This is a genomic window from Vibrio sp. SNU_ST1 (assembly GCF_030563405.1).
Lineage (GTDB): Bacteria > Pseudomonadota > Gammaproteobacteria > Enterobacterales > Vibrionaceae > Vibrio.
Genome location: NZ_CP130748.1, coordinates 733,278 through 759,818 on the forward strand (window position 1 = coordinate 733,278; position 26,541 = coordinate 759,818).

At 44.1% G+C, this 26,541-nt stretch carries 24 protein-coding genes; 9 read left to right on the top strand and 15 right to left on the bottom strand.

The annotated features are described in order from the left end of the window. The first annotated feature begins 7 nt into the window (after positions 1 to 7). From nqrE to nqrM, 4 genes are all read left to right on the top strand, one after another. Positions 8 to 604, top strand: coding sequence for an NADH:ubiquinone reductase (Na(+)-transporting) subunit E (gene nqrE / locus Q5H80_RS03225; RefSeq protein WP_009848375.1), 597 nt, complete (start codon positions 8 to 10; stop codon positions 602 to 604). Between the two features lie 29 nt (positions 605 to 633). Then, entirely contained in the window at positions 634 to 1,860 is a 1,227-nt protein-coding gene (gene nqrF, locus Q5H80_RS03230) for an NADH:ubiquinone reductase (Na(+)-transporting) subunit F (protein WP_017631923.1), read from the top strand. 174 nt (positions 1,861 to 2,034) lie between these two features. Then, on the top strand, positions 2,035 to 3,039 hold the full coding sequence (locus tag Q5H80_RS03235) for an FAD:protein FMN transferase (protein WP_065678549.1): 1,005 nt from the start codon (positions 2,035 to 2,037) through the stop codon (positions 3,037 to 3,039). Between the two features lie 16 nt (positions 3,040 to 3,055). Beyond that, on the top strand, positions 3,056 to 3,310 hold the full coding sequence (nqrM, locus tag Q5H80_RS03240) for a (Na+)-NQR maturation NqrM (protein WP_009848378.1): 255 nt from the start codon (positions 3,056 to 3,058) through the stop codon (positions 3,308 to 3,310). 132 nt (positions 3,311 to 3,442) lie between these two features. On the opposite strand, the gene Q5H80_RS03245 is transcribed toward nqrM, so the two are convergent. Further along, the gene (locus Q5H80_RS03245; RefSeq protein WP_304568711.1) at positions 3,443 to 4,681 is read right to left on the bottom strand and encodes a response regulator; all 1,239 of its coding nucleotides are present in this window, start codon (positions 4,679 to 4,681) and stop codon (positions 3,443 to 3,445) included. A gap of 163 nt (positions 4,682 to 4,844) precedes the next feature. On the opposite strand from Q5H80_RS03245, the gene dinB reads away from it, so the two are divergent. Then, on the top strand, positions 4,845 to 5,921 hold the full coding sequence (dinB, locus tag Q5H80_RS03250; RefSeq protein ID WP_304568713.1) for a DNA polymerase IV: 1,077 nt from the start codon (positions 4,845 to 4,847) through the stop codon (positions 5,919 to 5,921). A 109-nt stretch (positions 5,922 to 6,030) separates the two neighbouring features. Here the strand turns inward: dinB and Q5H80_RS03255 are convergent, their stop codons facing one another. After that, the gene (locus tag Q5H80_RS03255; RefSeq protein WP_304568715.1) at positions 6,031 to 7,965 is read right to left on the bottom strand and encodes an ATP-dependent DNA helicase RecQ; all 1,935 of its coding nucleotides are present in this window, start codon (positions 7,963 to 7,965) and stop codon (positions 6,031 to 6,033) included. A gap of 145 nt (positions 7,966 to 8,110) precedes the next feature. Between Q5H80_RS03255 and Q5H80_RS03260 the strand changes: the two genes are divergently transcribed. The 3 genes from Q5H80_RS03260 (at position 8,111) to Q5H80_RS03270 (ending at position 11,133) form a co-directional block, all read left to right on the top strand. Further along, a complete protein-coding gene (locus tag Q5H80_RS03260; RefSeq protein WP_304568717.1) occupies positions 8,111 to 8,584 on the top strand; it encodes a GreA/GreB family elongation factor in 474 nt (157 codons plus the stop codon). 86 nt (positions 8,585 to 8,670) lie between these two features. Next, complete coding sequence (locus Q5H80_RS03265; RefSeq protein WP_304568719.1) at positions 8,671 to 9,465, top strand: YggN family protein; 795 nt, start codon at positions 8,671 to 8,673, stop codon at positions 9,463 to 9,465. A 306-nt stretch (positions 9,466 to 9,771) separates the two neighbouring features. Continuing rightward, the gene (locus Q5H80_RS03270; protein WP_304568720.1) at positions 9,772 to 11,133 is read left to right on the top strand and encodes a sodium-dependent transporter; all 1,362 of its coding nucleotides are present in this window, start codon (positions 9,772 to 9,774) and stop codon (positions 11,131 to 11,133) included. Between the two features lie 225 nt (positions 11,134 to 11,358). Here the strand turns inward: Q5H80_RS03270 and lipA are convergent, their stop codons facing one another. The 12 genes from lipA to leuS form a co-directional block, all read right to left on the bottom strand. Continuing rightward, the gene (gene lipA, locus Q5H80_RS03275; protein ID WP_017096213.1) at positions 11,359 to 12,324 is read right to left on the bottom strand and encodes a lipoyl synthase; all 966 of its coding nucleotides are present in this window, start codon (positions 12,322 to 12,324) and stop codon (positions 11,359 to 11,361) included. Between the two features lie 4 nt (positions 12,325 to 12,328). Continuing rightward, entirely contained in the window at positions 12,329 to 12,988 is a 660-nt protein-coding gene (gene lipB, locus Q5H80_RS03280) for a lipoyl(octanoyl) transferase LipB (RefSeq protein ID WP_012603371.1), read from the bottom strand. Positions 12,989 to 13,183: 195 nt separating this feature from the next. After that, a complete protein-coding gene (ybeD, locus tag Q5H80_RS03285) occupies positions 13,184 to 13,462 on the bottom strand; it encodes a DUF493 family protein YbeD (RefSeq protein WP_029223108.1) in 279 nt (92 codons plus the stop codon). A gap of 232 nt (positions 13,463 to 13,694) precedes the next feature. Then, positions 13,695 to 14,876, bottom strand: a complete 1,182-nt coding sequence (locus Q5H80_RS03290; protein ID WP_017101910.1) for a serine hydrolase — start codon at positions 14,874 to 14,876, stop codon at positions 13,695 to 13,697. Positions 14,877 to 14,969: 93 nt separating this feature from the next. Then, a complete protein-coding gene (locus tag Q5H80_RS03295; RefSeq protein WP_304568731.1) occupies positions 14,970 to 15,809 on the bottom strand; it encodes a septal ring lytic transglycosylase RlpA family protein in 840 nt (279 codons plus the stop codon). 3 nt (positions 15,810 to 15,812) lie between these two features. Continuing rightward, the gene (gene rodA, locus Q5H80_RS03300; RefSeq protein WP_009848472.1) at positions 15,813 to 16,934 is read right to left on the bottom strand and encodes a rod shape-determining protein RodA; all 1,122 of its coding nucleotides are present in this window, start codon (positions 16,932 to 16,934) and stop codon (positions 15,813 to 15,815) included. After that, positions 16,934 to 18,826 (bottom strand): penicillin-binding protein 2, encoded by a 1,893-nt coding sequence (gene mrdA / locus Q5H80_RS03305; RefSeq protein ID WP_304568733.1) that lies wholly within the window; start codon positions 18,824 to 18,826, stop codon positions 16,934 to 16,936. The genes rodA and mrdA overlap by 1 nt, the downstream gene beginning before the upstream one ends. A gap of 6 nt (positions 18,827 to 18,832) precedes the next feature. Beyond that, positions 18,833 to 19,303, bottom strand: a complete 471-nt coding sequence (gene rlmH / locus Q5H80_RS03310; RefSeq protein ID WP_304568735.1) for a 23S rRNA (pseudouridine(1915)-N(3))-methyltransferase RlmH — start codon at positions 19,301 to 19,303, stop codon at positions 18,833 to 18,835. Positions 19,304 to 19,306: 3 nt separating this feature from the next. Beyond that, a complete protein-coding gene (gene rsfS / locus Q5H80_RS03315) occupies positions 19,307 to 19,624 on the bottom strand; it encodes a ribosome silencing factor (protein WP_086048887.1) in 318 nt (105 codons plus the stop codon). A 64-nt stretch (positions 19,625 to 19,688) separates the two neighbouring features. After that, positions 19,689 to 20,714: a DNA polymerase III subunit delta gene (gene holA, locus Q5H80_RS03320; RefSeq protein ID WP_304568738.1), complete on the bottom strand. Its 1,026-nt coding sequence runs from the start codon at positions 20,712 to 20,714 to the stop codon at positions 19,689 to 19,691. A 12-nt stretch (positions 20,715 to 20,726) separates the two neighbouring features. Beyond that, positions 20,727 to 21,395, bottom strand: a complete 669-nt coding sequence (gene lptE, locus Q5H80_RS03325; protein WP_304568740.1) for an LPS assembly lipoprotein LptE — start codon at positions 21,393 to 21,395, stop codon at positions 20,727 to 20,729. A gap of 216 nt (positions 21,396 to 21,611) precedes the next feature. After that, positions 21,612 to 24,188, bottom strand: coding sequence for a leucine--tRNA ligase (gene leuS / locus Q5H80_RS03330; RefSeq protein ID WP_304568742.1), 2,577 nt, complete (start codon positions 24,186 to 24,188; stop codon positions 21,612 to 21,614). 263 nt (positions 24,189 to 24,451) lie between these two features. Here leuS and Q5H80_RS03335 point away from each other — a divergent pair, with 263 nt between their 5' ends. After that, entirely contained in the window at positions 24,452 to 24,922 is a 471-nt protein-coding gene (locus Q5H80_RS03335) for a zinc ribbon-containing protein (RefSeq protein ID WP_304568744.1), read from the top strand. A gap of 96 nt (positions 24,923 to 25,018) precedes the next feature. Here the strand turns inward: Q5H80_RS03335 and lnt are convergent, their stop codons facing one another. Continuing rightward, positions 25,019 to 26,533, bottom strand: a complete 1,515-nt coding sequence (gene lnt, locus Q5H80_RS03340) for an apolipoprotein N-acyltransferase (RefSeq protein WP_304568746.1) — start codon at positions 26,531 to 26,533, stop codon at positions 25,019 to 25,021. Between the last annotated feature and the right edge of the window lie 8 nt (positions 26,534 to 26,541).

Genomic DNA, 26,541 nt, shown 5'->3' on the forward strand with positions numbered 1-26,541 from the left:
GGTAGTCATGGAACATTATATTAGTCTGCTAGTTAAATCGATTTTCATCGAAAACATGGCGCTTTCTTTCTTCCTGGGTATGTGTACGTTCCTAGCGGTATCTAAGAAAGTTAAAACTTCTTTTGGTCTTGGTGTTGCGGTAGTTGTAGTACTTACAATCGCTGTTCCTGTAAACAACCTTGTTTACACACACATCCTGAAAGAAAACGCGCTTGTTGAAGGTGTCGATTTAAGTTTCCTTAACTTCATCGCATTCATCGGTGTTATCGCGGCACTTGTACAAATCCTAGAGATGGTTTTAGACCGTTTCTTCCCACCTTTGTACAACGCACTAGGTATCTTCCTTCCACTGATCACAGTTAACTGTGCAATCTTTGGTGGTGTATCTTTCATGGTAACTCGTGACTACAACTTTGCTGAATCTGTTGTTTACGGCTTCGGTTCTGGTGTGGGTTGGATGTTAGCTATCGTTGCTCTTGCGGGTATCCGTGAGAAGATGAAGTACTCTGACGTACCTCCAGGTCTTCGTGGCCTTGGTATCACGTTCATTACTGTTGGTCTGATGGCGTTAGGCTTTATGTCTTTCTCTGGTGTTCAACTGTAGGGTAAGCACCCAGTAATAAGGAATAACAAATGCAAAGCATTATTCTTGGCGTAGCGATGTTTACCATTATTGTATTGGCTCTAGTACTAGTGATTCTTTTCGCTAAGTCTAAGCTAGTACCATCAGGTGACATCACTATTGCTGTAAACGGCGACCCTGAAAAGGCGATCGTTACTCAGCCTGGTAGCAAGCTACTTGGTGCCCTAGCTGGCGCTGGTATCTTCGTATCTTCTGCTTGTGGTGGCGGTGGCTCTTGTGGTCAGTGTCGTGTAAAAGTTAAGTCTGGTGGTGGCGACATCCTTCCAACTGAACTTGATCACATCACAAAAGGTGAAGCTCGCGAAGGCGAACGTCTTGCATGTCAAGTTGCTATGAAAACTGACATGGAGATTGAACTAGACGAAGATATCTTTGGTGTTAAAAAGTGGGAATGTACTGTTATCTCGAATAACAACGAAGCTACTTTCATCAAAGAATTGGCTCTAGCTATCCCTGAAGGTGAAGAAGTTCCGTTCCGCGCGGGCGGTTACATTCAGATTGAAGCTGAACCACATCACGTGAAATACGCAGATTACGATATTCCAGAGGAATACCGTGGTGACTGGGATAAGTTCAACTTGTTCCGTTACGAGTCTATCGTTAAAGAGCATTCGATCCGTGCTTACTCTATGGCGTCATACCCAGAAGAGAAAGGCATCATCAAGCTTAACGTGCGTATCGCAACTCCGCCGCCGAACAACCCTGACGTAGCTCCTGGTGTGATGTCTTCATACATCTGGTCTCTTAAAGAAGGCGACAAATGTACTATTTCTGGTCCATTTGGTGAGTTCTTTGCTAAAGACACAGACAATGAAATGGTATTCATCGGTGGTGGTGCAGGTATGGCGCCAATGCGCTCACATATCTTCGACCAACTTAAGCGTCTTAACTCTACTCGTAAGATGTCTTACTGGTACGGTGCACGTTCTAAGCGTGAGATGTTCTACATTGAAGACTTCGACGGCCTAGCGGCTGCGAACGAAAACTTCGTGTGGCATTGTGCTCTGTCTGATCCTCAACCTGAGGACAACTGGGACGGTTACACTGGTTTCATCCACAACGTATTGTACGAAAACTACCTGAAGGATCACGAAGCTCCTGAAGACTGTGAGTACTACATGTGTGGTCCACCAATGATGAACGCTGCTGTGATCGGCATGCTGAAAGATCTTGGTGTAGAAGATGAAAACATCCTACTAGATGACTTCGGTGGTTAATCCATTTAAGTGATTGATATTATGGCTGACTCTTACGAGTCAGCCATTTGTTTTTCTAAGACTACTCGTGACAACAAACTGGCTTATATAAGAAAGAGTAAGGCATTTAAGATACCTATTTTTCACTCTTATTTTTCCTTATATAAATCCTCAACATTAGACAGGAGTAAGCAAGTGAGAATTTGGCTTGTTGCATTAACTTCTTTGATTTTTCTTGCGGGCTGTGAGCAGGCAAGAGAGCAAGTACATTTAAGTGGCCCAACAATGGGGACCAGTTATAACATTAAGTACATCAATGGCGATGAATTTCCTGAGTCTAAAGAAGTTCATACCGAGATCGATCGTCTACTTGAAGAAGTGAATGATCAAATGTCGACTTACCGTGAAGATTCAGAGCTGAGCCGTTTCAACCAACACAAAGGTGCGGACGCATTCGAAGTATCTGAACAAACCGCTATCGTTGTGAAAGAAGCGATTCGTTTGAACGGTCTTACTGAAGGTGCGTTGGATGTGACGGTTGGTCCATTAGTTAACTTGTGGGGTTTTGGCCCAGAAGCGCGTCCTGAAGTGGTTCCATCAGACGAAGAGCTTGCGGCTCGTAAGGCTAAGGTTGGTATTCACCACTTAAGCGTTGAAGGTAATAAGCTAAGCAAAGATTTACCTAACTTGTATGTTGATCTTTCGACCATTGCAAAAGGTTGGGGCGTGGATGTCGTTGCTGACTACCTCGATTCAATTGGTATCCACAATTACATGGTAGAAGTGGGCGGTGAAATCCGTTTGAAGGGCTTAAACCGTGAAAGTGTGGGTTGGCGTATCGCCATCGAGAAGCCAAGTGTTGACGAGCGCAATATTCAAGAGATCATCGAGCCTGGTGATATGGCGATCGCAACGTCTGGCGACTACCGAAACTATTTTGAGCGTGATGGTGTTCGTTACTCACACATCATCAACCCAGAAACAGGCAAGCCGCTTCATCATAAAGTGGTTTCTGTAACCGTTTTAAATCCGTCTTCAATGACTGCAGACGGTTTATCTACTGGCCTTATGGTCTTAGGTGAAGAAAAAGGACTGGAAGTCGCAAACCAACATAACATCCCAGTGTTCATGGTGGTAAAAACAGCTGATGGCTTTAAAGAAATTGCTTCTGAAGCATTTAAGCCATACTTAGGTAAATAAGGTAAGCGAGATAATTATGAATACATTTCTGATTACATTTGGTGTTTTTCTTGCAGTAATCGCAGCGATGTCAATTGGCTATATTATCCAAAAGAAAGTTGTGAAAGGTAGCTGTGGTGGCTTAGGTGCTGTTGGTATTGATAAAGTATGTAACTGCCCTGAACCTTGTGATGCGCGTAAAAAACGTGAAGCACGTGAAGCATACCGTGAAGAGAAACTGGCAGAACGTCAACAAAAAGAAGCGGCTTGGAGTAAAGACCGTATCGCTTAATTGGTGACAGTCATAGGGGGATAGAGTTATCTATGCCCTTAAAATGAAAAGCTCAAGATTATCGTCTTGAGCTTTTTTGGTTTTGAGGCTTATTTATCTTGGCAGATCAAAAACCGAAACAAAAACGAATTACTATTGGTCGACTTGCATGTTGTTGCGCGCAAAGACCAGTTGGTTCCTACCTTGTTCTTTTGCAGTATAAAGTAGCTCGTCCGCGGCTTTTATTTGCTCATCCAAACTGCCAACTAAATCGCTCAACCCGATACTCATGCTAACTTTAATCCGTTGTGAGTCATGAATAACTTCTTGGTTTTGTATCGCAATCCTCATTGACTCTAGCGTGTCGACAAATTCTTCAAATGGTCTGCATGATTGAATGCAGAACTCTTCACCGCCGAAACGAACGGCTACATCATCTTTAAAATGATTTTTGATGATCTTTCCGACTTCAATGAGTACCGCATCGCCACCATCATGACCGTAGGTATCATTCACCTTTTTAAAGAAGTCGATATCCATCATGGCGATGCTGCGATGTTCGCAGCCTTTACATGCTTGGTTGAATAGATAACGACGGTTCCAAAGTCCGGTCAGAGCATCCTCATTTGCATGACGAAATAGTTCATTGGTCGCTTCTTTCATATCGAGTAGCTGATGAATACGGCAGAAAAACTCTTCTTGGTTAAATGGCTTGTAAAGGAAGTCGTTGGCGCCTGCCTTAAGGAAACGAGCTGTCATGGTTCGGTCGTCACTGCCAGATAGCCCAAGAATCGCGAGTTGATTGCGATCATGGTGTACTCGAATGTCACGGGTCATCGAAATGCCATCTTTGTTTGGCATGTCATGATCGGTAACGACGAAAGTGATGTCGGGGTCGTTTTGGAGAAGCTCTAGTGCTTGTTCGCCATCTTCCGCTTGAATCGTTTGAATATATTGGTGCTCAAGAAGTTGCACTACATATCGACGAACCACAGCAGAATCATCAACAACCAAGGCTTTATGATATCGGTTATTTGAGATTCGATTAACCAGAGGAAGCAAATAACTGACTGATGACATGCTGTCTTTGAGGATGTAATCAATCACACCCTTCGCGAGTACTTGTTCTCGAAGTGTGTTGTTGAACATGCCGGTTAGGACTATGATTTTTTGTTGATAGCCGAGTACCAAATCAATGATCTCGCCATCTTGACCATCGGGTAAGCAGTAATCGAGCACAGCGCACAAGAAATCCGTATCTTGTTCTAAGATAGCTTTAGCTTCAGCCACTGATTCAGCCAGTGCAACCTCATAGCCATCATTTTTTAATTGCTGGTATAGGTAGTTTCTGAATGCACGACTATCTTCGACTACTAGTATTTTATCACTCAAAAGTTATCCCTACTTATAGGTTAAATACTCTCTAACAATTCTATCAGAATAGTAAGTGACTAATGAAGTTAAAGCTATTTAGCTGGGCTCCAGATCATTTTAAATCTGAGAATAATTGATTATACTGTTTATAGATACAGTTGTGAGATTGAGTTATTCCTAAATGTGTAGTTCGGGCGAAGAGAAAGTTAGAAAAATAATCCATGTTGATATGGATTGTTTTTACGCAGCTGTAGAAATGCGAGATAACCCATCTTATAGAAATCGACCACTCGCAGTCGGGGGGCATGAAAAGCAGCGTGGCGTTTTGAGTACCTGTAATTACGAAGCTCGCAAGTTTGGTATTCGTTCTGCAATGCCGACCGGAAAGGCGCTACAGCTTTGTCCCAATCTGTTGGTTGTTCCTGGGAGGATGTCGGTCTACGTCGAGATATCGAAAAAGATTCGCGAGATTTTTTCTCGATATACATCCATCATTGAACCTCTTTCTCTGGATGAAGCTTTTCTTGATGTCACGGATTCGACGCTGTGTCGTGGTTCGGCAACACTTATTGCCGAATCAATTCGTCGCGATATCTGGAGTGAACTTAATCTGACCGCTTCTGCTGGTATTGCGCCGATTAAATTTTTGGCGAAGGTGGCCTCGGATCTGAATAAGCCCAATGGTCAGTTTGTAATACCTCCACAAGACGTTCAAGCGGTGATCGACGAGCTTCCACTCGAAAAAATCCCAGGCGTTGGCAAGGTCAGTATTGAAAAGCTCCATCAAGCTGGCTTCTTTACTTGTAAGGACATTAAGGAGTCTGACTATCGAGATCTATTGCTCAGGTTTGGCCGTCAAGGCGCATCACTCTGGAAGCGCAGCCATGGTATTGATGACAGAGAAGTTATTATTGAGCGTGAACGAAAATCGGTAGGCGTGGAGCGAACTTTTACTCAGAATATTTCTACTTACGCAGAATGTTGGCAGGTAATAGAAGACAAGCTTTTTCCTGAGCTTGAAACACGTCTAGAGAAAGCTAGCCCAAGTAAATCTATCATCAAGCAGGGCATTAAGCTCAAGTTCGCTGATTTCCAGCAAACCACGATTGAACACATACACGCCTCTCTTGATCGAGAGCACTTCAAAGAACTGCTAAGTGAAATACTGAAAAGACAACAGGGGCGAGAAATACGTCTGCTTGGTTTAAGCGTAATGCTACAACCCAAAGACCAAATGCGTCAGCTGAGTTTCTTTTAGGGAAAAGTGCTGAGAGTTTAGATTTAGAGGTGTTGCTGGAAGTATTGGTGTTTGAATACCGACTAGACTTCAAAGCCTAGCCAGTTTCTATATCAATACGTGAGATGCCTTATCTAGGAAGTTGTTTAACTCGCGCTAAGGTATCACTGAATGGTTGCTGCTCTAGCTTGCCGTAACCAACCATTTTGCTAGCTTTAAGCTTGGTTGAAAGTGGAGTTGCGATTCCGCATAGAAAACGAGTAATGGCTTCGTCGGTGATCAATTGTTGACTCTTAGATACAAATTCATGAATCCATGTCATTACAGTTTCGTCGTCAACGGGGTCAACATCGACGGTTGGTAATATTGCGACCTCACCACGGCATACCGAGCAATGACCACAGTTTGCTGGCGCCTTATCATCGGCAAAGTAGCTCGCTAGGCGTGAGCTTAGGCAGGTGTCTGCCTCAAAGAAGCTCAGCATTTGGTTAAGGCGGTTGATCTCACTATTCTCTTTTGCCTTAAACAATTCAGTTAGACGTTCCGATAACTGCATCATGTCTTCAGAGGTGTTGTGGATCGCATACACATCTGTGATCTGCTTACTTTCCAGTTCAATCCAACCTTGTTCATTGAAGTAATCGATAGCCGCAATCACACGCTGACGATCGGTTTGGAAGTGAGTCCAAAGCGCATCGAAATCGACTTGGCACCAGACTCTTGCTTGAGGAGAGCATTGAAAAATAGCTTCTACAAAATGACGACGTTCACCTTGGAACTGTTCGGTGATCTGCTGTTTCGGACGAATGAACTTAAATTTGTAGTCAGCGAAGTAGCTGTACTTTGGCTCAATCACGCCTTCAATTTCGAGGTACACCAGTAGCGTCTTTAGCGGCAACTGACGAATGTTGGACTCACGCGATAGTTGGTTGAGCATGATTTCCCATTGGTTTGCGCCAGAAGCTGCAATGTTTTGGTTTTCGTATATTTCTTTTAAGACCGTTTGAATTGATATGTTGTCTGGCGTATCGCCAAAAACGAAGTTCTCGAGTGTGCTCAAACCATGTTTGTTAGCCAGTAAAATACATTCAGACGCTTGCCCATCTCGGCCTGCTCTGCCTATCTCTTGCGAGTAGTTTTCGATCGATTTCGGTAAGTCAAAGTGAATCACTCGGCGAATGTTGGACTTATCCACGCCCATACCAAACGCGATGGTTGCCACGATGCAGTTCACGTCATCATTCATGAATTGATGTTGAATAGTATCTCTGTTTTCAGGCTTAAGGCCCGCATGATAAGCCACGGCATTAATGCCTGCATTACGGAGTTGCTGAGCCACCATCTCTGCTGTTTGTTGAAGGGTGACATAAACAATAGTCGGAGCGAGAGAAGCTTGGTTAACGACATTGCACAAGGTTTCTAGTTTGCTGGTTTGTTCGCAAGGTTGAATCGACAGGTCGAGGTTTTGACGATAGAAACCCGTAACCACAACGCGTTCCTCATCAATTTCAAACTTCGACTTCATATCTTGGATAACCGATGTCGTCGCAGTGGCTGTCAGTAGCAGTACTTGTGGAATATTGAGCTGCTTTTGGTATTGGGGAAGCTTCAGGTAGTCTGGTCTGAAGTTGTGTCCCCATTCTGATATACAGTGCGCTTCATCAACTACGAGCATAGATATGGGAACTTGGGAGATAAACTGACGAAAGCGTTCATTCTTCAAGCGCTCAACTGAGATCATTAGGATTTTGGTATCCCCGTTACGCACGGATTGCATCACCTGTTGTGTCGTTTGCCTATCCTGGCTTGATTCGATTGCAGCCGCGCTTATTCCCTTACTGTGTAAGAAGCTAAGCTGGTCTTTCATTAAGGCTAACAGTGGTGATATCACCAAGGTTAGGTGCGGTAACTCTAATGCTGGCAATTGATAGCACAGCGACTTACCTGAGCCTGTTGGGAATATGGCCGCAGTCGAGTGACCAGATAGAACGTTATCAATGACTTGCTTTTGCCCATTACGCAGTGAGTCGAATCCGAATACTTGTTTTAGCTTCTGCTCAATCATTTATGCTCTACCTGAGTTATTAAGTGTTGTATTGATGCTAAAGCGGGCGCGTATTCATTATAGCGTCGCTTGATGAATCAAATGTCTTGCACCTGATTGTACCTAATTCTATTCTGTAGCTCCTATAGAAAAGCACCCCAATAGTATGAATAAGTCTGAGCTTCGCCAAATAATCATAGAGCAACTCGAAACCCGATTACGTATCGCACAGTCCGCTACACAGCGTGCCATTGATGCCGCAACCGATGAAGAGACAGTGCCAGAACACAAGTACGACACTCTGGCTCTAGAAGCCTCGTACCTTGCCCACGGTCAAGCGGTAAGAGTGCAAGAGTGTGAAGATGACATTCAGTGTTATCGTAACTTAGTGCTGCGTGATAGTGAGAAGATTACAGTGAGCAGTTATGTTGTGGTCATTGACGAACATGATCAATACAAACACTTTTTTATGGGGCCGAGAGTCGGGGGACTGTCTGTCACGTGGAATAACAATGAAGTTGCTATCGTGACGGAAAATGCACCTTTTGGTCAGGCTCTAATGGGGAAAGAAGTCGGTGATGAGATTGAGTTTAAGGTCGCAGATAAACAGTTTTGCTATGAAGTAATATCTATCGACTAACTGAGTAACGGATATATAAAACGTTTCTCTGACAAAGAAGCATATACCAAGGGTATAGTAATCTGTCAGATTGATGAGAGGATGTTATGAAAAACAATGTATTTATGAAAAACAAAATGTTTATGAAAAACAATGTATTAATCGCATCGTTAACAGCGGTAATCGCTGTTGTGAGCTTGCCAACTTTTGCCGCTCAGTGTCGAGTTGATTTGAAAAATGAATTGCGAATCGATGACCAGAAAGTCGAAATCCATCAAGTGAATGGTGATACTGCCGTTTTTGATGGTAACAACGACTTATATATCCATGGTGAGAAGGTTGAGCTAGATGCCGACCAACAAGCGGCGATTGAGAAATACCGCGAAAAAATGAGTGAGTACTTACCACGAGCGAAACAAATGGCTAACGATGGTTTAGCGTTAGCGAATGACGTTATTGATGACATTGCCGTTAGCCTAGATTCACCGGAATCATTTGATAATGTAAAAGAGTCAATGAAAACCTACTTTGCTGAACTGGAAGCTCGTTACTACAAAGATGGCGAGTTAGTGTTACCAGCAGATAGTTTTGATTCGATGGCCAATGGTTGGTCTGAAGATTTCGAGAAGGCTAAGGAGATCTTTAACCAAGAATTTATCTCTAGCGCTTTTAATGCGATGTCAGAAAAAATGAAACAAGATGGTGGCTTAAACCTTACTGAATTAGCTGACAGCATGACTGCATTAAAGCTTAAAGTTGAAGAGCGCATGAAAGAACACTCTCAACAAGTTCAAGAAGAAGCGAATGAGTTCTGTGATTCTCTTGATGAGATGGCAGAACAAGAGCAACAGCTGCATGAAATCATTCCGAACCTAAAAGACTATCAAGTCTTCACGATCTAATCTGAATCTAACTATAACTATAACTATAACTATAAGTAACAAGAGCACCAGTTGGTGCTCTTTTTGTTCGTATAAATTGAGCAATACGACGAGTATTCATCTCAATTCAATCTATTGTCCCTCTAGTGCTTAACCTTACTTCACTGCTTTAAAGTAAACGATAAGACCAGTTATTTGTTAATTTAATGGTTCTAAATGTCGTATTTATTGTAAAAGGTAGAGGATAGCTCATTTATTAGTTGTGCCTATCATTGCTTTTGATTACTGTACTTCCAAACTAGTTCACTGATTCTTGATGCGGGCAATATGGACCAACAATCTTCCTCTTCAAGAGAGCACTTTAGCTCTCGTTTGGGTTTTATTTTAGCAGCGGCGGGTGCTGCTGTTGGCTTAGGTAATATTTGGGGTTTCCCAACCCAAGTCGCCAGTAACGGCGGTGGTGCTTTTCTGCTTGTTTACCTAATTATGATTTTCGTGGTCGCTTTCCCGATGCTGGTGGTTGAGATGGCTATTGGTCGACATGGCCAAGCAAACCCTGTCGATAGCATGCGTTCTTTGACTACAAACCCGTTAGGCAAGAAAGTCGGTGAATTTGTCGGTTGGATTGGGTTGAGTGTTCCAAGTGCAGTGCTAGCGTTTTATAGCATTGTCGGTGGTTGGTTGATCTGCTTCCTAATTGGTGCTGTCGCTGACCTGATTGGTCTAGAGGCTGCTGCTGATTGGTTTAAAGGCTTCAGTGTTGAGCGCAATGTTTTTGGGACCGTCGTATTTTATGTATTGACTATTTTGATTGTGCAGGGCGGTGTTAAGCAGGGGATCGAGAAATGGTCGACCCGTTTGATGCCTGCGCTATTTGTTTTATTTGGCTTATTGTTTGTGTACATCATGACGCAATCTGGCGCGATGGAAGGCCTAAAACATTACCTTGTTCCAGACTTTGAGAAAGTGTGGGATAGAAAACTGATTCTGGCGGCAATGGGACAGGGCTTCTTCTCGCTCACTATTGGCGGTTGTTCTATGTTGGTTTATGGCTCTTACTTAAGTAAGAAAGAGAACCTGCCCAAAATGGCAATGAACGTTACCTTAGTTGATACCGCGGTTGCTTTTATTGCGGGCTTAGTCGTGATGCCTGCTATGTTTGTTGCGATGCAAAAAGGTGTTCAAATCTATGCTGAAGATGGCTCATTACTGAGCTCTGATACCCTCGTGTTTACGGTTCTGCCTTTGATGTTTGATAGCTTAGGTATGCTGGGCCAGGTCTTCGCAATTGTGTTCTTCTTATTGCTAACGATTGCTGCACTTACTTCATCGATTTCCATGTTGGAAGCCCCTGTCGCTCTTGTTAGTGAGCGTTTCAAGACCAGACGAACGCCAACAAGTTGGGTAATTGGTGGTGCTATCGCATTGTTCAGTGTGGTGATTGTTTACAACTTTGCTGCGATGTTTGGAATGGTAGCGATGATTGCGACTCAGTACCTTCAACCAGTCGCTGCACTGATGTTCTGTGTGTTTGGTGGTTGGGTATGGAGCCGTGCTTCAAAAGTGAAAGAGCTTGAGCAAGGTTGTCCTGATTTCCAATTGGGTTGGTTTGGTAAGGTTTGGCCAATATATGTGAAGTTTGTGTGCCCAATTTTGGTCGCAACGGTTATCTGGGCATCTTTCGGTTAACGCTGATCCCTATCTGGAGTCTCTGAAACCTAAACACTCTGAACCTAAACCAAACCCTCAGAACTTGAAATGTTAAGCACAAAGCCACTCATAAGGAGTGGCTTTGTTGTTTTTATATAAAGCTTAGTGGCACGGAATATATAGCTTTAGCGGCACGAACAAGATAGAAAAAAGGCGCTGAACATAATATTCAGCGCCTTTGTATTGTTCGTTAAGCGATCGTGATTACTTAATTTCCATGCCTTGAGCTTGCAAGTCTGCATGGTAAGAAGAACGTACAAATGGGCCACAAGCTGCGTGAGTGAAGCCTAGCTCTAGAGCAATCTCTTTCAGCTCATCAAACTCAGAAGGCGGCACGTAACGTTCAACTGGCAAGTGGTGACGGCTTGGTGCTAGGTATTGGCCTAGAGTCAGCATTGTTACGCCATGTTCTCGAAGATCTTTCAATACTTGAACGATCTCTTCTTTTGTCTCACCAAGGCCCATCATCACACCCGATTTGGTTGGGATGCTTGGATGCTGCTCTTTGAATTTTCTTAACAGATCAAGAGACCATTTGTAGTTCGCACCTGGACGCGCTTTACGGTATAGGCGCGGTGCTGTCTCTAGGTTGTGGTTGAATACATCTGGTGGGTTGTCTTTCATTAGTTCAAGCGCAACGTCCATACGACCACGGAAGTCTGGAACCAGTGTTTCGATACGAATGTTTGGGTTTTGCTCGCGAATTTCACGGTTACAATCAGCAAAGTGTTGAGCACCGCCATCACGTAAGTCATCACGGTCCACTGAAGTGATTACAACGTACTTCAGTTTCATGTCTTTAATCGTCTTAGCCAGTTTCTTCGGCTCTTCGGCTTCTGGAGCATTCGGTCGACCATGGGCAACATCACAGAACGGGCAGCGACGAGTACAGATAGCGCCAAGAATCATAAACGTTGCCGTGCCGTGGTTAAAACACTCAGCTAGGTTAGGGCAAGACGCTTCTTCACAAACTGAGTGCAGGTTGTTTTTGCGCATTGCAGATTTGATTTCTTGAATACGATGGCTGTCTGAAGGAAGTTTAATCTTCATCCATGCAGGCTTACGTAAAACTTCTTTCTGTTCAGCAGGCATATTCTTTACGGGAATTAATGCCATTTTGTCAGCGTCACGATATTTAACGCCTTTTTCCATTTGGATTGGTTTGCTCATGATTTTATGCTTCTGCTGTAATGTTACTGGTGGCTTGAATGTCTACTTGGTCATAGCCTAGTAGTTCTACGAGCTCTTGTATTAACTGTTGCTCAACGTTTTCTAGTTCACTTGGACCGCCGAGTTGGCTTACCTGTGCCATTTCCATCCCTTGGTAACCACATGGGTTAATACGTTGGAATGGAGACAAGTCCATATCGACGTTGAGTGCTAGCCCGTGGAACGAGCAGCCGCGTCGAATTCGTAATCCGAGTGAACAGATTTTCTTGCCATCGACATAAACACCAGGAGCGTCAGGTCGGGCAGTTGAATCTATATTGTAAGCTTTCAGAGTATTGATTACGAGGTTCTCAATATGAGTAACCAAATCACGCACTCCGAATTTCTTGCGGCGGATGTTAATCAGAAAGTAAGCAACTAATTGGCCTGGGCCGTGATACGTTACTTGGCCACCGCGATCGCTTTGTATCACAGGGATATCACCGGCATTTAATACATGCTCAGCTTTACCTGCTTGTCCTTGAGTGAAGACAGGGTTGTGTTCAACCAACCAAATTTGGTCTACGTCTTCATCCGTGCGTTCGTCTGTGAACTTATGCATGGCTTTCCATACAGGTTCGTAATCCTGACGACCTAATTTTTTTACGATTAGCTTATTTTGCAAAGCGGCACTTCCTCAAGGATTAATAAAGTGAGCGCATTATAAACGCGAAACAGGTTTCTAACTACAGACGGACAGCAAGGTTTTTCAACTTTCTTTGTATTTATTGAAAATTAAGTTGAATGCTTTGGAAGGAAAGCGAGGGTTTTAAACAAAAACAGCGGCAATAAGCCGCTGTTTTTCATTCGTAATCGAAAGTTACAGAACCATACGAACGATTTCGATTTCGCCCAGTTCTTTATATAACGTTTCTACTTGCTCAATTGAAGTCGCAGTAATATTAATAGAAACAGAGTGGTAGTTACCTTTCGCACTCGGTTTTAGAGTTGGGCTGTAGTCACCAGGAGCATGACGCTGGATCACTTCTAGCACTAGTTCAGTAAGTTCTGGCTTAGCGTAGCCCATAACTTTGTAAGTGAATGAACAAGGGAACTCTAAGAGGTCTTTTAGTTTTGCATCAGAATTGATGTTCATGATTAGCTCCAAAAGGCTAGACTCTCGCAAATTGGCGAAATGTCGATAAAAAGCGTGTTCGGTCAACAGACACGAGTAATAAGGCGGAATATTACGTGTAAATATCACCGAACTCAAGATCAACAAAAGCCGCACATGGCGGCTTTTGTTTCGCTAATGAGTAAATTATGAACTTACTCATTGAGTTAGCTTTGTACTGAGCTTATGTATTGCTTAGAACAAACCTTTGACTCGTTTAGAATAAGCCTTTGAACAGCAGTACTAGGTAGTCCCATAGACGGCTAAATAGGCTGCCTTGCTCTACATTTTCAAGTGCAAGTAGTGGGTATTCAGCAACATCTTCACCGTCGACTTGGTAGAATAGTTTACCGACAACGTCACCTTTGCTGATTGGTGCTTCTAGCTCTTTTTCAAGTACGAAGCTCGCCTTCAGGTTCTTAGCTTGGCCACGAGGTAAAGTAACGAACGTATCTTCGTCTACACCTAGTGCAACCGTGTCCTTGCTACCCATCCAGATCTTTTCTTCTACGAAGGTTTCACCAGCGGTGTGTGGTGCTACTGTTTCGAAGAAGCGGAAACCGTAGCTAAGCAGTTTTTTACTTTCTGTTTTACGAGCGTTAGCATTTTTAGTGCCCATAACAACAGCAACTAGGCGCATTTTACCTTCGGTTGCTGAGCTTACTAGGCTATAACCTGCATTGCTTGTGTGGCCCGTTTTGATGCCATCAACGTTCATGCTCTTATCCCATAACAGACCATTACGGTTGTACTGGGTGATGCCGTTGTAAGTGAATTTCTTTTGTGAGTAGATACGGTACTCGTCTGGTACGTCGCGAATCAGCGCCTGACCAAGTAGCGCCATATCGTAAGGTGTTGAGTACAGGTTAGGGTTGTCTAGACCGTGCACGTTAGCAAAGTGCGTGTCTTTCATTCCGATAGAGCTTGCCCATGCGTTCATTAGGTCAACAAATGCATCTTCAGAGCCGGCAATATGTTCTGCCATCGCAACACAAGCATCGTTACCTGACTGAATAATGATACCGCGGTTCAGCTCTTCAACCTTAACGGTTGTGCCAACTTCAATGAACATCTTTGATGAATCAGGGAAGTTTTTAGCCCAAGCATTTTCACTGATAACAACATCATCATTTAGGTTGATGTTGCCACGTTCTAGCTCTTGGCCGACCACGTAGCTTGTCATCATCTTAGTTAAACTTGCTGGAGAAAGTTGAGTATTCATCTCTTTCTCTGCGAGTACTTTGCCTGAATGGTAATCCATCAGAACAAAACCCTTAGCAGCGATTTGAGGTGCATCAGGAACAATAATAGGAGCGGCGAATGACGATGTAGCTATCGTTGCAGAAAGTGCAACTGAAGTAGCAAAAATCGATTTAACAAGTTTATTAGATTTAATCATTTTGAATGCAATTATTAGGTGAACTATTCATATATTAACAGAATCACTCTGTCACACCAGAGCGCTGATTACCAGAAGTAACTGTTAGATAAATTAGCGAGTTAGCGTGTGTTTTTTTATATAAGCTGACGGGTAACCCATTAGCTTAACTTGTTCTAATTTTTCTTGAGTCAGAGCATAGTCATGAAATGGGCCAAGCATCAGGCGGTAGTTATCATCATTTGGCTGCAAGAACGTTGCTACAGCTAACTTTTCGCCTAGATCTTTGGCTAACTCCTCGGTTCTATCTTCATGTGGAGAAGTGGCTACTTGAATAATAAATTGAGGTAAAGCCGCCTTTTTATTTGCGTCGGTTGGCATAGCCACTGTGATGACTTCTATCTCAACATTTGCCGTGCCTGTTCTCAATACATCGAGTTTGTATGCCGCGGCATAACTAAGGTCAATGATTCGCCCTTCATGAAATGGGCCTCGGTCATTGATGCGCACAATCGTCGTTTTGTCATTATCGGTATTCGTCACTTTTACATAGCTCGGAATCGGCAATGTTTTGTGTGCCGCAGACATCGAATACATGTCGTAGATCTCGCCATTCGACGTTAAATGACCATGAAATTTTTTACCGTACCAAGAGGCCTTGCCTTTCTCGGTAAATCCTTCTGTCTGTTTTACAATTTGATAGTCTTTACCACGTAGGGTGTAGTCACTGTTACCACCTAAGCTATAAGGCTCATACTGAGGGTGGGCGTCCTCTAAATGCTCGACCGAGATCGGTGCATCCGGTGCAATATCTGAATCAATATCGTAGCGACCTGTTGGTTCAGTCGAAGAACAACCGTTAATAGCAACGGCTAGACCCACAATAGATATTAGTTTTTTTATTGGTAACTCATTAACCAAAGATGTTTTTACAGGAAATACTTTAACAGACATCAATTAGGTCGCCTTCGAGAATGCTTTTCTGTGTGTATGGATTGACATTAAAATACCGAAACCGGCCATAAGGGTGACCATAGAGGTACCACCATAGCTGACCAGAGGTAGAGGGACACCAACTACAGGTAGAATGCCACTTACCATACCAATGTTTACAAAAATATAGACGAAGAAACTCAGTACGATACTGCCGCCCATCATTCGACCAAAGGCAGTTTGAGCTTGGCTTGCAAGCACTAAGCCGCGGCCAATAATGAACAGGTAGATAGCGAGTAAAAACAAAATACCAATCATGCCCCATTCTTCGGCGATGACTGCAAAAATAAAATCGGTATGGCGCTCTGGAATGAACTCTAGTTGAGATTGGGTACCTTGAAGCCACCCTTTTCCTGATATACCACCAGAGCCAATTGCAATTTTACTTTGGATGATGTGGTAGCCCGCACCTAATGGATCTGATTCAGGATCAAAAAGGGTTCTGACACGAACCTTTTGATATTCACGCATTAAGAAGAACCATAAAATTGGAATAAACCCACCCAGTGCAATCGCGGCGCTGGCAATGATCTTCCAACTAATACCAGCCAGAAATATCACAAAGATACCTGATGCAGCGATGAGTATCGACGTGCCTAAATCTGGTTGTTTAGCGATAAGGATGGTAGGTACAAACACCATTACTAATGAAATAGCCAAGGTTTGGAAAGTCGGTGGGAGTGAGCGCTTACCAATAAATCGAGCCAACATCAAAGGTACTGCAAGCTTCAATAATTCCGAGGGTTGGAATCGAATAAAACCGAAGTTTAACCAGCGCTGAGCCCCCTTAGAGGCCTCACCAAAGAACAATACGCCTAATAGTAAGATGACACCGCCCGCAAACAGTAGTGGAGCCAAGGTCTCGTAAGTTCGAGGTGAAATTTGTGCTAAGAAGATCATCACACCTAAAGACAGCACCATACGCATCGCTTGGCGATCCATCATCGCAAGGCTTTGTCCACTTGCGCTGTACATGATCAATAGGGCAAAGCCCATTAAAACCAGAATGCCAAGCAATAGCGGTAGGTCGATATGCAGCCGTTCAAATAGGGCTCTATTTCGTCCAGTTGAAGGATCAAGTTTCATTATTTTATTGGCTCACTTTCATAATCTTCTGCAAGAATAATATGGTCTAAAATTCTTCTTACAACTGGGCCACCATTTGATGAACCACCACCGGCATTCTCCAAAACGATAGTTACGACCGCTTCAGGAGCTTCAAAAGGCGCATAACCGGTGAAGAGGGCATGATCGCGTAAATGTTCTGCGATTTCATCTGCGTTATATTCTTCATCTTCTTTTAGACCGAATACTTGTGCAGTACCTGATTTACCAGCAGTTTGATAAGACATTTTTTGGAATGAGCGTCTTGCTGTGCCTTTCTTTCCGTGGTTTACCAATCTCATGCCTTCTTGCGCGATATCCCAGTATCTCTGCTTAACACCCGTTACCGGAGGGTACGTTTCGATTTCAGATATCGTTTGTTCATCGAACGGTTGACCGTTCTCAATTGTCGCACGCAGTAAATGGGGAGCGGTTACCTCTCCTTCATTGACCAGTACTGAAGTCGCTTTTGCTATCTGCATTGGTGTTGCTGTCCAGTAACCCTGGCCAATACCGACAGGGATGGTGTCACCTTGATACCAAGGTACACGGTGTCTGGCCATTTTCCATTCGCGAGTGGGCATATTCGCTTTGCTTTCTTCGTAAATGTCGATGCCAGTGTAATCACCAAAACCGAATAACATCATCCATTTTGATAAGCGATCGATGCCTAAATCAAATGAAATTTGGTAGAAGAAGGTATCAACCGATTCTTCAATGGCTTTCTCTATGTCAACGACACCGTGTCCCCAGCGTAACCAGTCACGAAATGGTTTCGTTTTCGAATTGGGTATCTTCCAGTAACCAGGGTCGTTACGCGTAGTGTTCGGAGTAATTACGCCTTCTTGTAGAGCTGCGACTGCAATGAAGGGTTTGATCGTCGATGCTGGCGGATAAATCCCTAGCGTTGCGCGGTTAACTAAAGGTCGGTCTTTGTCTTGAAGCAGGGCATTATAACCTTTCGAGGAAATACCATGCACAAAGGCATTTGGGTCGTAGCTTGGGCTGGAAACCATGGCTAACACGCCATTGTCTTTCGGGTCGAGAACCACGGCTGAACCACGGCGGCCATCAAGTAACTTATGAACGTATAGCTGCAGTTTGATATCCAAGTTGAGCACGATATCTTTGCCTGGAGCCGAAGGCACAAATTTAAGAGTACGGATCACTCGTCCACGGCTGTTTACTTCGACTTCTTGATAGCCAGCGGTGCCGTGTAGCATGTCTTCGTAATAGCGCTCAATGCCGAGTTTACCGATATCGCGGGTAGCTTGGTAATTGGCGTCTTTTTCTTCTCGTACTAAGCGTTGCATATCGCGGTCGTTGATGCGCGATACGTAGCCAATCACGTGAGTTAACACATCACCATAAGGGTAGAAACGTTTTAGCGTACCTGTCACTTCAACGCCTGGGAACTTATGTTGATTTACAGAAAAGACCGCCACTTGTTCTTCTGTGAGCTGATTAAGAATAGGTACTGATTTGAAGCGACGTGAATTACGACGATCACGATTAAAACGTTCGATACGCTCCGGTGGTATGTCGATTAACGCTTGTAAACGAACAAGCGTATCTTCCATGTTTTTGACTTTTTCTGGGGTGATCTCCAGATTAAAAACGGGCCGGTTTTCTGCAAGAAGTACACCGTTGCGGTCGTAAATTAAACCACGGTTGGGTGCGATTGGAACAACCTTGATGCGGTTGTCGTTGGAGCGGGTTTTATAGTCCTGATATTGATTAACTTGGATGTTGTAAAGGTTCACAACCAGTAAGCTCATCATCACTATAATCCCTGCAAACGCAACAAAAGCACGACTAGTAAATAGTCGTGCTTCTGCTTTGTAATCACGAATTTGGCTACGTTTACGTAACATTAACGCTTATTCTCGATGATAAGGGTGGTTAGCAGTGACGCTCCAAGCTCGATACAAGCTTTCAGCCATGATAACGCGTACTAATGGGTGAGGGAGCGTAAGTGCTGACAGAGACCAGCTTTGGTCTGCTGACGCTTTACATGCTGGTGCTAATCCTTCAGGCCCGCCAATAAGGATAGAAACGTCACGGCCATCCAGCTTCCAACTTTCCAATTGCTCTGCGAGTTGAGGCGTATCCCACTTTCTTCCCGGGATATCGAGTGTGACAATGCGGTTGCCTTTTGGAACTGCAGCTAACATTGCTTCGCCTTCTTTTTGAAGAATACGTGCAATATCGGCATTTTTACCGCGTTTTCCCGCAGTGATCTCAATGAGTTCTAATGGCATATCATGAGGGAAGCGGCGTTTATATTCGTTAAAGCCTTCTTCAACCCACTTTGGCATTTTTGTACCAACTGCGATTAACTGGATCTTCAAAGCTTAGCCCCAAAGTTTTTCTAGTTGGTACAGTTCACGATGCTCTTCTTGCATAACGTGAAGCATGCTTGTGCCCATATCTAGAACAACCCATTCACCTTCTTGTTGGCCGTCCATACCAAGGGGATTCATACCGGCCTTGCGCACTTCATCAGCAACATGCTGTGCAATAGAGGCAACATGGCGCTTAGAGGTACCAGTACAAACAATCATGTAGTCAGTAACACTTGATTTGCCTTCTACATCGATAGTCACAATCGATTCTGCTTTCATGTCGTCGGCTTTGTCTGCAAGAAAATCTTTTAGTTCTTCACGTAACACGGGGTGTTCCTTTAATCTGAGTTTAGCTTTTTAGGGTCTGTTGACCCTAGAATATACCACGCTTTTATGCGTGAAATGGGATTGAAGCTGAAGGGATACAAAACTCTACACTTAACTGATGAATTAGTGGCCAAGGCGACTGTTCATATTGCGTTTTTGTCATCAATTCTACTTGAGTGAGTAGCGCAAACAGGGAGTGTAATTGAGATATCGAAACTCTTGTTAGCGCGGCGTTATAAAGAGGTTTTTTGGATTGCCAGATACGGTGCTTTTCAAATACCTGCGCGATTGGCATCTGCTTCATTTGTTGCTGCATTTGTAATAGTAGAGCAAGCTCACGTTGTATGCTGCGCAATAAGATAACGGGTTCGACACCTTCGGCTTCTAACTGACGCAGGATTCGCTGTGCACGGTTGCCTTTGCCCGCTAATAACGCATCACTCCAATGGAAGGGAGTAAAATGGTTGTGTCGACTCAGCGATTCTTCTAAGCGTACTAATGTGAGCTTTCCATCTGGGTATTGAAGAGCCAGTTTTTCTAGGCTTTGGGTGAGTGCAAATAGATTACCCTCATGCCATTGCGCCAACATTTGTATCGCTTCAGGATCCGGTGACAAGCCGATTTTACGACAGCGTGTTTGGACAAACTGAGGTAATCGGCTAACGTCTGGAGTTAAACAGCTGACCCAATGTCCTTGATTAGAGAGCGCTTTAAACCACTTAGCGCTCTCTTGAGCCTTAGTGAGCTTGGTGCCCACCAAGATCAACAAGATATCGCTATGGATATGCTCTGAAATTGCGATCAGCTCTTTTGCTATTGCGGCATTGACCCCGGACTCTGGTAATTCAAGCTCGATGAGCTGACGACTAGAGAATAGGCTCAATGCTTGAGTGCAGTCGTAGACTTGATTCCAGTCCAGACTGCTATCAATAGCAAAGCGGTGGCGTTCTTCGAAGCCTTGCTCTTTGGCTGTCTTTTGAATCGCTTCTCGGCTTTCCTGCAGCAGTAAAGGTTCGTTACCAAAAATTAGGTAAACGTTGCTTAACTGCTTAGCAAGTTGCTCAGATAAACGATCAGCAAAAATACGCATTAAATAAACCTATTATTCAGCGGATTCACTGAGTGTCGGCTGTTCTTCAGAAGTCGGTGCGATCTCAATGTCTTCAATTTCAATATTTTTGATGTTGTACTGCTTCTCAAGCTCTTTGACTTGAACATGCTCTAGTGCTTCTAAATTCATACTATCAGCAGCAATATTAGCTTTTAATCGAGCCATCTGACGAAGGATTTGGCTTGTTGCAAGCTTGCGCATTTCATCTTCGATCATGTCTCGTTCAACCGATTTCGCAAGTGCGGTTAACGGGTTATCTAGATAGCTGCGGGTTACGCTGGTTGAGAATGTCTTTGAACCTAAATCCGGGATAGTTACGCGGTATCTTGCTCTGAACGTTAGCTCTTTTTCTGCTGCTCGAGGACCTGTTTTTTGAGAACCTTGATAAAGAGACAGCGTTCGCTCGCCGACTCTCTCGCTAATAACGTGTAAGTTAGGCGTATTTTCTGCAGGCGGTACAATTTCGACATCAATCATACGCAGCTGGCTTTTCATCATACGTGTAAACGTACTGTATTGGTCGTAACTGGTCACAGAGATCTTGTTGAGCTCTTCTGGCACAGAGTAATCACCACGTAGGTGGAAACCACAGGCACTTAGAAGACTAACGGTTAAAACAACAATCGTAACTTTCAGTGAAGATAGTGAAATCAGGCGCATTATTTGATGGCTCTCATGAAGGTAGAATACTTATTTAAAGGCTTTAGTTCGTTCGCATTGCTTGGCTATGAATCTAAAACATTTAAATAAGCAGACAGGGTAAGTTAAATCCCCTGTCTACAGACTGCTAAAAACGAATTAAGTTCGCTTTAGCAGTAATATGTACAGACTAAAATGATCTAGCTCGTTTTAGTCTGCACTGTTAGTTAGCCAATATTAATTAGCTACGATGTTCAGAAGCTTGCCAGGAACGAAGATAACTTTACGAATAGTTAAGCCATCTAGGAACTTCTTAGCGTTCTCATCGTTTAGACCAAGCTCACGAACTTGCTCTTCTGTCGCGTCAGCAGCAACCGTTAGTTTTGCTCGTAGCTTACCGTTGATCATAACAACGATAGTTTTCTCGTCTTCAACTAGCGCTTTCTCATCGAAAGTTGGCCATGTTGCTGAGTCTACGTTTGATTCACCTAGTGCAATCCACATTTCGTAAGAGATGTGTGGAGTCATTGGGTAAAGCATGCGAACAACCGCTTTTAGCGCTTCATCAAGAATTGCGCGATCTTGTACAGATTCTTGTGGCGCTTTCGCTAGCTTGTTCATCAGTTCCATGATCGCAGCGATGGCTGTGTTGAACGTTTGGCGACGGCCGATATCGTCCGTTACTTTCGCGATAGTCTTGTGGATATCACGGCGAAGTGCTTTTTGGTCGCCAGATAGCGCAGAAGCGTCAACAGATTCAGCAGCACCTTTAGCAGAGTGAGCGTGAACCAATTTCCAAACACGCTTAAGGAAGCGGTTTGCGCCTTCAACGCCAGACTCTTGCCACTCAAGTGTCATGTCTGCAGGTGATGCAAACATCATGAATAGACGTACTGTATCAGCACCGTACTTGTCTACCATCTCTTGGGGGTCGATACCGTTGTTCTTAGACTTAGACATTTTGATCATGCCTGAGTGCTCAACGTTGCGGCCTTGGTTATCGACTGCTTTTTCAATGCGGCCTTTCGCGTCACGGTCGATAGTCACGTCAGTTGGAGCAATCCACTCTTTCGTGCCTTTTTCGTTTGTGTGGAAGAACGCGTCAGCCAGAACCATGCCTTGACATAGTAGTTGCTTGAACGGTTCATCAGATGTCACGTAACCCGCATCACGAAGAAGCTTGTGGAAGAAACGAGAGTAAAGAAGGTGCATACAAGCGTGCTCGATACCACCAACGTATTGGTCCACTGGTAGCCAGTAGTTTGCTTTCTCTGGATCTAGAATGTCATCAGCTTGTGGTGAACAGTAACGAGCGTAGTACCATGAAGACTCCATGAACGTATCGAACGTGTCAGTCTCACGTAGAGCTGGTTCGCCGTTGAATGTTGTTTCAGCCCAAGACTTATCTGCCTTGATTGGGCTAGTAACACCATCCATTACTACGTCTTCTGGAAGAATGACTGGCAATTGGTCTGCTGGTACTGGGTGAACTTCACCGTCTTCAGTAGTTACCATTGGGATTGGAGCCCCCCAGTAACGTTGACGAGATACACCCCAGTCACGTAGACGGAAGTTTACTGTCTTCTTACCTTTGCCTTCAGCTTCTAGTTTCGCAGCGATTGCATCGAATGCTTCTTGGAACGCAAGACCATCGAATTCACCAGAATCGAACAGGACACCTTTCTCAGTGTAAGCCGCTTCAGACACATCTAGCTCAGAACCGTCTTCTGGTTTTATTACTGGGATGATATCGATGCCGTACTTAGTTGCGAATTCGTAGTCACGTTGATCGTGAGCTGGAACCGCCATTACCGCGCCTGTGCCGTAATCCATAAGAACGAAGTTAGCTACGTAAACAGGGACAACACGACCGTTAAGAGGGTGGATAGCCGTTAGGCCAGTATCCATACCTTTCTTTTCCATCGTTGCTAGTTCAGCTTCAGCCACTTTAGTGTTACGACACTCTTCAACGAATGCAGCAAGCTCTGGGTTGTTCTTCGATGCTTTCTCTGCAAGAGGGTGACCTGCAGCGATACCAACGTAAGAAACACCCATTAGTGTATCAGGACGTGTTGTGTACACTTCTAGTGGTGCTTCTTCGCCGTTAACAGCAAAAGATAGCTCAACACCTTCAGAGCGGCCGATCCAGTTGCGCTGCATGGTCTTAACCATTTCAGGCCAACCTTCAAGGTTATCTAGATCGTCTAGTAGCTCTTGAGCGTACTCAGTGATTTTAATGAACCACTGTGGAATTTTCTTTTGCTCTACTGGAGTATCACAACGCCAGCAGCAGCCGTCTTCTACTTGCTCGTTTGCCAGTACAGTTTGGTCGTTTGGACACCAGTTAACAGAAGAGGTCTTCTTGTAAACTAGGCCTTTTTCGTAAAGCTTAGTGAAGAACTCTTGTTCCCAACGGTAGTACTCAGGTGTACAGGTTGCGAATTCACGGTTCCAGTCGTAGCCAAAGCCTAGAAGCTTAAGTTGGTTCTTCATGTATTCGATGTTTTCGTAAGTCCATGGTGCAGGCGCTGTGTTGTTTTTAACAGCTGCGTTTTCTGCAGGTAGGCCGAATGCATCCCAACCAATTGGCTGCATTACGTTTTTGCCTTGTAGACGTTGGAAACGAGATACCACATCACCGATGGTGTAGTTACGCACGTGACCCATGTGCAGTCGGCCACTTGGGTAAGGGAACATAGAAAGACAGTAGAATTTTTCTTTATTTGGGTCTTCACTTACAACGAAAGTCTCGCTGTCATCCCAGTGTTGTTGAACCTTTTGTTCAATCTCTTGCGGGTTATATTGTTCTTGCATCGATGGTATCCGGTTATCTTGGAATTTGTGAGTTCGGTTAGAACAGAATCTTACAGATCGTCATAGAATACCTAAAGGAGCTGAGTACAACAATAGTTATACCCTTCATACTTGCAGTTGCAGCGCGGTTGATTGCGTAAATTCAACTGAATTACATAGGACAGCTATACTTAAGGGTATGAATTGCATTTGTTTGTGAGCGGGAGTGCATTGCGGCGCACCCGTTTGCTCACTAAAAGGTTGGTTATCTTAAGGAGGTCGTTATGCCGAAGAAAAAAGCGCTCTATGAAGAAGTCGTCGAAGAGATGATTGAAACGCTGAAGCATAGTCCTGAAGAGCTCAACAATAAAATCGAAACGTCGGGCAAGTTTGCGAAAGCAGCCAATGATATGACCAAAGATGAGCTGTCGTTGATTTCAGCCTACGTGAAATCGGATTTGAAAGAGTTTTCCGAAAGCTATGAAGAGAGTAAAAGCGGTCCATTCTATTTGATGATTGCAGATTCCATATGGCAAGGCCTTTTAGATATTACAGATCGCACCAAGGTGGAATGGGTCGAGCTGTTCCAAGACTTAGAACACCAAGGTTTATATCAAGCGGGTGAGGTCATAGGCTTGGGAACCTTGGTATGTGATGAGTGTGGGCATCAAACTGAATATAACCACCCAACTAATATCATTCCATGCATTAAATGTGGTTCGAAAGGGTTTAGCCGCAAAGCGCTTAAGCCGTAAATACCTGAGCCATAGCGCTATCAACTTTAAACCACAGTAATGAAAAGGGGTGATCCAGTCGATCAACCCCTAAACATTTTCCGCCGAATTTCGAATCTAGTCTTTTCTTCTTACAAGCCAACCAATTACCAAACTGAACATTGCCCAAATATACAGCGGCCAAGTACCGACCACGTGATAAGGTGTTTGACCATCCGTTGAAACAAGCTCAGCTTTTAATACTGCCGTTTCAAATTGCGGGATTTGCTTGATGATTTTACCTTTGTGATCCGTTACTGCCGTTACGCCATTGTTGGTCGAGCGAATAAGTGGCTTACCAAGCTCTAGAGCACGCATCTGTGCGATTTCCATATGTTGCAACGGGCCAATTGAACGGCCGAACCACGCATCGTTAGAGAGCGTGAGAATAAAGTCCGTTTCATCGGTGACATTCTGTCGAACTTGATCATTAAAGATGATCTCATAGCACAGTGCTGGCGCTAGGTGACGACCATTAGCAACGATGTTTGGTTGAACGTAATCACCACGGCTAAACGATGACATTGGCAAATTAAAGAACGGTGCTAACGGGCGTAGGATCTCTTCAAACGGTACAAACTCACCAAATGGCAATAGGTGATGCTTGTGGTAGCGTTCGTTTGGATCATAGCTGTACTCACCATATGGATTCACGCCGAGAGAAAGAACACTGTTGTAGTATTTCTTATCTTCAGACTGATTAAGCACGCCTGTGATGATCGAGCTGTTGTTCATCTTGGCTGCGCTATCCAAGTTACGTAGGAAAGAAGGAATTTCTACCTCAAATGCTGGAATAGCCGCTTCAGGCCAGATGATGATATCAGCGTCCCAATTTTCTCTGCTTAGGTCGGTGTATTTCATCATGGTTGGCCAGCGATGACTTGGTAGCCATTTGCTGTCTTGATCGACGTTGCCTTGTATTAAAACGACTGACGTGGTTTTTGCAGGGTTCGGCGTGACCCAATCGATGTTGCGAATACCAAAACCGGTGCTAAATACGACGGCAGGAATGATAGCGATACTCCAGGTCCTGTTAACAATCGTATAAGTGAATGCAGAGGCTGAAACAATGATCGCTAGAGTTACTAGCTCTACGCCGCCAATCGGCGCGAATGAACCTAGTGGCGAATCGATTTGGCTGTAGCCTAACCAAAGCCAAGGGAAGCCCGTCATTACCCAGCCACGTAGCCAATCACTGATTAACCACAACGCAGGAGCTGCAAGGAAAAAGCGGCTTAGGTTATTGGCAGGGAAGAACTTGTTCAAACTCCAGGTAAATAGACCTGAATAAACCGCTAGGTAGCCAACAAGCAATGACATCAAAAATAGGTTGGCTGCCAGTGGCATGCCGCCAAAACCATCAATGCTGACGTATACCCAGCTGATACCTGTCGTGAATTGACCCAAACCCCATGCGTAGCCAATCCAAAGCGCACTTTTAGGAGAGCGGTTGTGGATCAGTAACAGCAACAACGCTGGGCTGAGAATAGCAAGAGGCCATATAGAATATGGAGCGAATGAAAGGGTGGTTATAGCGCCAACAAAAACGGCCGCAAGCGGCCGTAATAGGCGATGAATAAAGGTCTTAGTCATCTAATTTA